Raw genomic sequence first — 7,286 nt, 5'->3', positions numbered from 1 at the left:
CCACGTGTTACTCACCCGTTCGCCACTAATCCCCGGCCGAAACCGGATCATCGTTCGACTTGCATGTGTTAAGCACGCCGCCAGCGTTCGTCCTGAGCCAGGATCAAACTCTCCGTAAATGCATACAAAAACTCTACTGAGTCTGCAGCACCACAGAAACGAGTTTGCCTCGCATACTGCTGTGTCACTACATCAAACACTTGGCATCGATTACTTGGCACACTGTTGAGTTCTCAAAGAACGGACACTTCCTTCAAAACCCTTCCGGGCCTCTCCGGGCGTTTCCCTTCGGTGTTCCACCACTGTAGCGAAGACTTCTCTTCGCTCCAAAACCGGGTCCCGGGAGTCGCAGCCGAGGCGCAACAAGATGAGGACTCAGGTTCACGAAAGATCGTTTGGAGGATGGTGTTCGCAATCAGAGCGTGCGGAACACCAGGCCTGTTACGGCTCTATCTACGATAGGACCCGCCCCCGCCCGAGTCAAGCTCCGGCGGCCTTGGGCCGGCGTCGTGGCGCGTGGGCGCGGTACGGGCTGACCGTCGGGTCGTCGGCGATCCAGTAGCGCCACGGGTGGTGGGCGCCGTCGCCGCCGACGCCGGTGCGGGGGCCGGTGCGGATGCGGGTGTGGTCGGCGGGGGTGCCGGTGAGGAGTTCGAGGGGGGTGCCCGGGGTGCAGGCGTCGGTGCCGTCGAGGCTTCGGTCGATGTCGAGGGCCGTCGCCAGGCGGGCGGGCCCCTGGGCCAGCTCGTGGTCCTTGCGGGCCTTGGGGCGGTGCTTGCGGGCCAGCTCCGTGCCCTCCGTCACCTCGCCCGCGCGCAGCAGGACGGCGCTCGCGGCGCCCTCTTCTCCGCAGACCACGTTCATGCAGTGCCACATGCCGTACGTGAAGTAGACGTAGATGTGCCCCGCCGGACCGAACATCACGGCGTTGCGGTCGGTGCGGCCCCGGTAGGCGTGCGATCCGGGGTCCTGCTCCCCCGCGTACGCCTCGACCTCCGTGAGTCGCAGCGAGATCGTCCCGGCGGCTGTGCGGCGCAGTAGTGTTCGGCCCAGCAGATCCGGCGCCACCTCCAGCACGGGCCGACGGAAGAACGAGCGGTCCAGCGGAGTACGGGGCATGTCGGGTGAGCGTAGTTGAGCAGACCTACAGGGGAGCAGGGGAGTCCGCGATGGGGTTCAAGAAGCTTTTCGCCAGCCTGGGGGCCGGCGGTGCGTCCGTGGAGACGGTGCTGAACGACGCGAACGTCGTGCCCGGCGGCGTCGTGCAGGGCGAGGTCCGCATCGAGGGCGGGTCCGTGGCCCAGGAGGTCGAGGGGCTGTCCGTCGGCCTGCAGGCGCGCGTGGAGGTCGAGAGCGGGGACAACGAGTACAAGCAGGACATCGAGTTCCACCGGCAGCGGCTCGGCGGCGCCTTCGAGATCCAGCCGAACGCCGTGCACAACGTGTCCTTCAGCCTGGACGTGCCCTGGGAGACGCCGGTGACCTCCGTCATGGGGCAGCGGCTGCCGGGGATGAACGTGGGCGTGACGACCGAGCTGGAGATCGCCCGGGCGGTGGACTCGCTGGACCTCGACCCGATCTCCGTGCACCCGCTGCCGGCGCAGCAGGCGATCCTCGACGCCTTCGGCGGGCTGGGCTTCCGCTTCAAGAGCGCGGACCTGGAGCGCGGGCACATCCGCGGTACGCGGCAGCGGCTGCCGTTCTACCAGGAGATCGAGTTCTACGCGCCGCAGCAGTACCGGGGGCTGACGGCCGTGGAGCTGACGTTCCTGGCCGACGGGCACCAGATGGACGTGGTGCTGGAGATGGACAAGAAGCCGGGGTTGTTCACCGACGGCGGCGACTCGTTCCGGATGTTCCAGGTGGGGCTGACCGACTTCCAGCAGACCGACTGGTCCGCGTACCTCAACGAGTGGATCTCCGAGGTCGGGTCCCGCCGCAACTGGTTCTGAGTCGCGCGTGGTGAGGCGGCGGCGTCCGGCCGCTGCTCGTTAGGCTGACCGCCGTGGCGGGGTACCGCGTGTCCGCGTACCCGCCGCGCCGTGTCCTTGTGTCACAGCCACCCGGAGGTGTCTCACGTGCCCGAGCAGAACCGGCCGCCGCTGCCCCACGACTTCCATCCCGCGGTGCCGTCGTTCACCGTCACCAGCGACGACGTGCAGGAGGGCGCTCCCCTGCCGGACGCGCAGATCGGGGCGAAGGGCAACACCTCGCCGCAGTTGCGCTGGTCGGGGTTCCCCGAGGGGACGAAGAGCTTCGCCGTCACCTGCTACGACCCCGACGCGCCCACCGGCAGCGGGTTCTGGCACTGGTCAGTCTTCGACATCCCGGTGTCCGTGACGGAGCTGCCCGCGGGTGCGGGCACGGGCGACATGGCCGGGCTGCCGCCGGGTGCGGTGACCGTACGGAACGACGCGGGGACCCACGACTTCACGGGTGCCGCCCCGCCGCCCGGTGACGGCGAGCACCGGTACGTGTTCACGGTGTACGCGGTGGACCAGGAGAAGCTGGGTCCCGACGCGGCGGCGACGCCCGCCGTCGTGGGCTTCAACCTCCGCTTCCACACCCTCGCGAGGGCGCGGCTCATCGGCACCCACGAGGAGCCCGCGGCGGGCTGAAATTGCGTTGTCGCGGCCGATCTCCCGGGGCACAGTGGAGCCACCTCGCCGCTCGGCGGGGGGAGTCGGGAGGTGACCGGGATGCGCGAGACGCTGGTGCTCAACGCGAGCTTCGAGCCGCTGTCGACGGTGTCGCTCCGCCGTGCGGTGGTGCTGGTGCTGCAGGACAAGGCCGTGGTCGAGCAGGCGCACTCCGGTATGCGGCTGCGGGCGGCGACTACGGAGCTGCCGGTGCCCCAGGTGATCCGGCTGTGCCGGTACGTACGGGTGCCGTTCCGAAGACGGGCGCCGTGGTCGCGGCGGGGTGTGCTGGTACGGGACCGGCACCGGTGCGCGTACTGCGGCCGGCGCGCGACGACCGTGGACCACGTCATGCCGCGCTCCCTGGGCGGTGGCGACACCTGGCTGAACACGGTGGCGTCCTGCGCCGCGGACAACCACCGCAAGGCCGACCGGACGCCGGAGCAGGCGGGGATGCGGCTGCTGCGGCGGCCCTTCGAGCCGACGCCGGCGGACGCGCTGCTGCTGGCGCTGGGAGTGCGCGAGCAGGAGCAGTTGCCCGCGTGGCTGGCCCCGCGGGAGGGCCCCGAGGTGGGTGTCGCCGCGTGAGTCCCGGCGTCTGAGCGCCCCGTCCGTGCTGTACGCGAAGAGCCCGCCCCCGGTCGCGACGACCGGGGGCGGGCTCGTGTCGTACGACGTGTGTCCGCGCCCTGTGCGCCTACTCCAGCGGCGGCTGCTCGCGGTAGGTGGGCGCCTTGCGGGTGCTCGTCCTGGGGGCGCCGCCGTCGCCGCCGCCGGTGGGCGAGGGCGGGCCGAAGTTGCCCAGGGCGCCGCCGAGCCCCTTGAGGGCGTCGCCGATCTCGCTGGGGACGATCCAGAGCTTGTTCGCGTCGCCCTCGGCGATCTTCGGGAGCATCTGCAGGTACTGGTACGACAGCAGCTTCTGGTCCGGGTCACCGGCGTGGATGGACTCGAAGACCGTGCGGATGGCCTGCGCCTCGCCCTCGGCACGCAGCGCCGCGGAGCGGGCCTCACCCTCGGCCCGGAGGATCGCGGCCTGCTTCTCGCCCTCGGCGGTGAGGATCTCGGACTGCCGGACGCCCTCGGCGGTGAGGATCGCGGCGCGCTTGTCACGGTCGGCGCGCATCTGCTTCTCCATCGAGTCCTGGATGGAGGTGGGCGGCTCGATGGCCTTCAGCTCGACGCGGTTGACACGGATGCCCCAGCGGCCGGTGGCCTCGTCGAGGACGCCGCGCAGCGCGGCGTTGATCTCCTCGCGGGAGGTCAGGGTGCGCTCCAGGTCCATGCCGCCGATGATGTTGCGCAGGGTGGTGACGGTGAGCTGCTCGATGGCCTGGATGTAGCTGGCCACCTCGTAGGTGGCGGCCCGGGCGTCGGTGACCTGGTAGTAGATGACGGTGTCGATGTTCACCACCAGGTTGTCCTGGGTGATCACGGGTTGCGGTGGGAACGGCACGACTTGTTCACGCAGGTCGACGCGGTTGCGGATGGTGTCGATGAACGGCACCACGATGTTGAGGCCGGCGTTGAGGGTGCGGGTGTAGCGGCCGAAGCGCTCCACGATGGCCGCACTGGCCTGCGGGATGACCTGGATCGTCTTGATGAGTGCGATGAAGACGAGCACCACCAGGATGATCAGGACGATGATGATCGGCTGCATGCTGCTCCCCGGTTAGTGATCCAATGGTGCGGCCCAGCCGCCGAGTGTGGCAGAACCGCCTTGCCCGTAAGGGCGCTTCCGGTCACATGACGACGGCGGTCGCACCGTCGATGTCCACAACATCGACCGTCCGGCCGGGCTCGTAAACCTCGCCCGAGTCGAGCGCCCGGGCGCTCCACACCTCGCCGGCGAGCTTGATGCGCCCCCCTGAGCCGTCGACGCGCTCCAGCACCACCGCCTGTCTGCCCTTGAGGGCGTCGACGCCCGTCGTCGCTCCGCCCTGGCCGCGATGGCGGCGCGCCACAGGTCGTACGGCGGCGATGAGGGCGGTCGAGACGACCGCGAAGACGATCACTTGAACGACGATTCCGCCCCCCAGCCCGGCCGTCACCGCGGCGGCGACCGCGCCGACCGAGAACATGCCGAACTCCGGCATGGCGGTCAGCACCAGAGGAATGCCCATGCCCACGGCGGCGATCAGCCACCACACCCATGCATCCACGGGTCCAATGCTATTGCGGGGCAAGGGATTCGGGACAGATGCCCGGGGGCGCTGACCGGGAAGCTACGTCTGTCGTGGGCCGGGTGGCCAGGCGGCGGCTACGCCTTCGACATGGGAAGGCCCTGCGCGGTCCAGCGCTCGCCGCTGCGGTCGAGGACGAGCGGGAGGCCGAAGCAGAGCGAGAGGTTGCGGGAGGTCAGCTCGGCCTCGATGGGTCCTGCGGCGAGGACCTTGCCCTGCCGGATCATCAGCACGTGCGTGAACCCGGGCGGAATCTCCTCGACGTGGTGCGTCACCATGATCATCGAGGGCGCGTACGGGTCGCGGGCCAGCCGGCCGAGGCGGCGTACGAGATCCTCGCGGCCACCGAGGTCGAGGCCCGCGGCCGGCTCGTCGAGGAGGAGCAGCTCGGGGTCGGTCATCATGGCGCGGGCGATCTGGGTGCGCTTGCGCTCGCCCTCGGAGAGGGTGCCGAATCTGCGCTCCAGGTACTCGCTCATGCCGAGGCGGTCGAGGAAGGCCCTGGCACGGTCCTCGTCGACGGCCTCGTAGCGCTCCTGCCAGGTGGCGGTCATGCCGTACGCGGCGGTGAGGACGGTCTGCAGGACGGTCTGGCTCTTGGGCAGCTTCTCGGAGAGCGCGGCGCTGGCCATGCCGATGCGGGGGCGGAGCTCGAAGACGTCGACGCCGCCGAGTTTCTCGCCGAGGATCTGGACGGTGCCCGTGGACGGGAAGAGGTAGCTGGAGGCGATGTTCAACAGCGTGGTCTTGCCCGCGCCGTTGGGGCCGAGGATGATCCACCGCTCGCCCTCCGCGACCGACCAGGAGACCTGTTCGACCAGAGCCCTGCCGTCGCGGACCACCGATACGTCCACCAGCTCCAGTACATCGCTCATGAGCGTGCCGTCTCCCCTTGCAGTGTCGGTCCTTCGTACGCGGTGCGCGCCTGCGACACCGCCCCAGGGCAAACCTACGCCACGCGATGTCGGACCCGGTCCGTAGGCTGGTGCCATGCTCGAAGAACCACGTTCAGGCCGGCTGGCGGCCTGGGGAAATGCCCTGCTTTCCGGGCACATCTCGCCCGACGAGGCCGCGGAGCGCATCGTCGCGGACGACGCCGGGCACCGGGTGGCGGGGCTGCCGGAGGAGGAGTCCGCCGAGGGTGTGGCCCTGACGATGGCGCTGGGCCGGCTGCGGGCGCTGGGGGCGAAGGGCCTGCGGGTGGCGCTGCCGGTGCCGGGGCATCCGCTGGGGCTGTCAGGTCCGCCGGAGTTCAACGCGTCGGCGCTGGACGCCGGCGAGGCGGTGCTGGTGACCGGAGGGCCGCCGCTGGGGCTGGTGCCGGAGGTCTGGTCCGTGGGTCCTGAAGGCGACGAGGTGGTCCGGGTGCGGTGGCGCTGCCTGCCCGTGCGGGACGCCCCGCCCGCGGACGTGCCATCGCTGGGCGAGGCGGAGCGGGAGCTGGCGGAGGCGATGCGGGAGGCCACGGAGGTGCTGTCGCGGCTGGACGTGGCGGGGTCGGGTCCGGTCGCGGAGGCGGCGCTGTCGGCGTACCGGGCGCGGGCGGACCGCGGGCGCGAGGTGCTGGCGCCCGGGTATCCGCCACGGGCGGTACGGGTGCTGGAGCTGGCGCAGCGGGTCGGGGCGCTGGTGGAGATCGCGCGGGATCCGGGCGAGGGGCACGGCGGGGCGGTCAGCGCGGGGCAGATAGCGGCTCGCGGGGAGGCGCTGCGGCCGCTGGAGCGGACCGCGCGGCGGGCGCGGGTGGCGGCGTACAACGCGTTCGTGGAGGAGTTGGAGCGGGGCTGACGTGCGGGGGCCCACGGGCTTCTTCGCCCTCCCGGCGGACGGCGAAGGGCAGCGGGGACGGCATGCGCGGGCGCGCGGAAGCGTGCGGCCGCGCGAACGCCCCCCGCGGTCGTGCCGTGGGGGGCGCAGGCGGCGGAAGTTGCGCTCCGTCAGTCGTTGCCGGCGGTGTGGCCGACCGGCGCGTTCAGCAGGCCGACGACGGACACGTTGGTGCCGCCGGCGTTCACCGGCAGGTGGACGGGGACCTGGGCCGTATTGCCCGACACGAGACCGGGCGAGCCCCGGGCGGCACCTGCGGCACCGGCGTCGGCGAGCGCCGCGAGCGCGCCGGACCGGCCCGCCGGGCGGTGCCCGGGGGCCGGTTCCGGTGCCGGCAGACCGCGGTTCCTCAGCGGTTCACGCAGGGGTTGCCGAACGCCGGGTTCAGCGCGCCGATCACGGTGACGGTGTTGCCGCAGGCGTTCACGGGCACGTGGACCGGCACCTGGACCAGGTTGCCGGAGCCGATGCCCGGCGAGCCGACGGCCTGGCCGGCCGCGCCCGCGCCCCCGTGCGCGGCGGCGATGCCCGCACCGGCCATGGCCAGGCCGCTCGCGGCGATGGTGACGGCAGCAGCCCTCTTCAGGTTCCGCATGTATTCCTCCTCGGGTCGGGCGCGGCGGGTGCCGCGGCGCGC

At 71.3% G+C, this 7,286-nt stretch carries 10 protein-coding genes and 1 rRNA gene; 4 read left to right on the top strand and 7 right to left on the bottom strand.

Annotated features, from left to right (window positions below; translation table 11 throughout):
* Together ABGA99_RS36410 and ABGA99_RS36405 are read right to left on the bottom strand one after the other, a co-directional pair.
* Window positions 1–119: ribosomal RNA gene (locus ABGA99_RS36410) — 16S ribosomal RNA — on the bottom strand; the annotation flags it as partial.
* 361 nt (window positions 120–480) lie between these two features.
* A complete protein-coding gene (locus tag ABGA99_RS36405; RefSeq protein ID WP_347581855.1) occupies window positions 481–1,119 on the bottom strand; it encodes a DNA-3-methyladenine glycosylase in 639 nt (212 codons plus the stop codon).
* A gap of 50 nt (window positions 1,120–1,169) precedes the next feature.
* Between ABGA99_RS36405 and ABGA99_RS36400 the strand changes: the two genes are divergently transcribed.
* The 3 genes from ABGA99_RS36400 to ABGA99_RS36390 all read left to right on the top strand — a co-directional run bounded on the left by ABGA99_RS36400 (window position 1,170) and on the right by ABGA99_RS36390 (window position 3,227).
* On the top strand, window positions 1,170–1,952 hold the full coding sequence (locus tag ABGA99_RS36400; RefSeq protein ID WP_347581854.1) for a sporulation protein: 783 nt from the start codon (window positions 1,170–1,172) through the stop codon (window positions 1,950–1,952).
* Window positions 1,953–2,078: 126 nt separating this feature from the next.
* The gene (locus tag ABGA99_RS36395) at window positions 2,079–2,618 is read left to right on the top strand and encodes a YbhB/YbcL family Raf kinase inhibitor-like protein (protein ID WP_347581853.1); all 540 of its coding nucleotides are present in this window, start codon (window positions 2,079–2,081) and stop codon (window positions 2,616–2,618) included.
* Window positions 2,619–2,699: 81 nt separating this feature from the next.
* Window positions 2,700–3,227: an HNH endonuclease gene (locus ABGA99_RS36390; RefSeq protein ID WP_347581852.1), complete on the top strand. Its 528-nt coding sequence runs from the start codon at window positions 2,700–2,702 to the stop codon at window positions 3,225–3,227.
* A 109-nt stretch (window positions 3,228–3,336) separates the two neighbouring features.
* Here the strand turns inward: ABGA99_RS36390 and ABGA99_RS36385 are convergent, their stop codons facing one another.
* The 3 genes from ABGA99_RS36385 to ABGA99_RS36375 form a co-directional block, all read right to left on the bottom strand.
* On the bottom strand, window positions 3,337–4,299 hold the full coding sequence (locus ABGA99_RS36385) for an SPFH domain-containing protein (RefSeq protein ID WP_347581851.1): 963 nt from the start codon (window positions 4,297–4,299) through the stop codon (window positions 3,337–3,339).
* Between the two features lie 82 nt (window positions 4,300–4,381).
* Window positions 4,382–4,762: an NfeD family protein gene (locus ABGA99_RS36380; protein ID WP_347584274.1), complete on the bottom strand. Its 381-nt coding sequence runs from the start codon at window positions 4,760–4,762 to the stop codon at window positions 4,382–4,384.
* A gap of 137 nt (window positions 4,763–4,899) precedes the next feature.
* Window positions 4,900–5,697, bottom strand: coding sequence for an ABC transporter ATP-binding protein (locus tag ABGA99_RS36375; protein WP_347581850.1), 798 nt, complete (start codon window positions 5,695–5,697; stop codon window positions 4,900–4,902).
* Window positions 5,698–5,812: 115 nt separating this feature from the next.
* Here ABGA99_RS36375 and ABGA99_RS36370 point away from each other — a divergent pair, with 115 nt between their 5' ends.
* Complete coding sequence (locus ABGA99_RS36370; RefSeq protein ID WP_347581849.1) at window positions 5,813–6,610, top strand: hypothetical protein; 798 nt, start codon at window positions 5,813–5,815, stop codon at window positions 6,608–6,610.
* A gap of 149 nt (window positions 6,611–6,759) precedes the next feature.
* On the opposite strand, the gene ABGA99_RS36365 is transcribed toward ABGA99_RS36370, so the two are convergent.
* Both ABGA99_RS36365 and ABGA99_RS36360 read right to left on the bottom strand, forming a co-directional pair.
* On the bottom strand, window positions 6,760–6,987 hold the full coding sequence (locus ABGA99_RS36365; protein WP_347581856.1) for a chaplin: 228 nt from the start codon (window positions 6,985–6,987) through the stop codon (window positions 6,760–6,762).
* 11 nt (window positions 6,988–6,998) lie between these two features.
* Window positions 6,999–7,244 (bottom strand): chaplin, encoded by a 246-nt coding sequence (locus tag ABGA99_RS36360; protein ID WP_347581848.1) that lies wholly within the window; start codon window positions 7,242–7,244, stop codon window positions 6,999–7,001.
* Window positions 7,245–7,286 lie beyond the last annotated feature (42 nt).

Origin of the sequence: Streptomyces sp. B5E4 (assembly GCF_039871555.1) — a bacterium.
In the GTDB taxonomy this organism is placed as follows: domain Bacteria; phylum Actinomycetota; class Actinomycetes; order Streptomycetales; family Streptomycetaceae; genus Streptomyces.
This window is presented reverse-complemented; position numbering and strand designations above follow the sequence as displayed.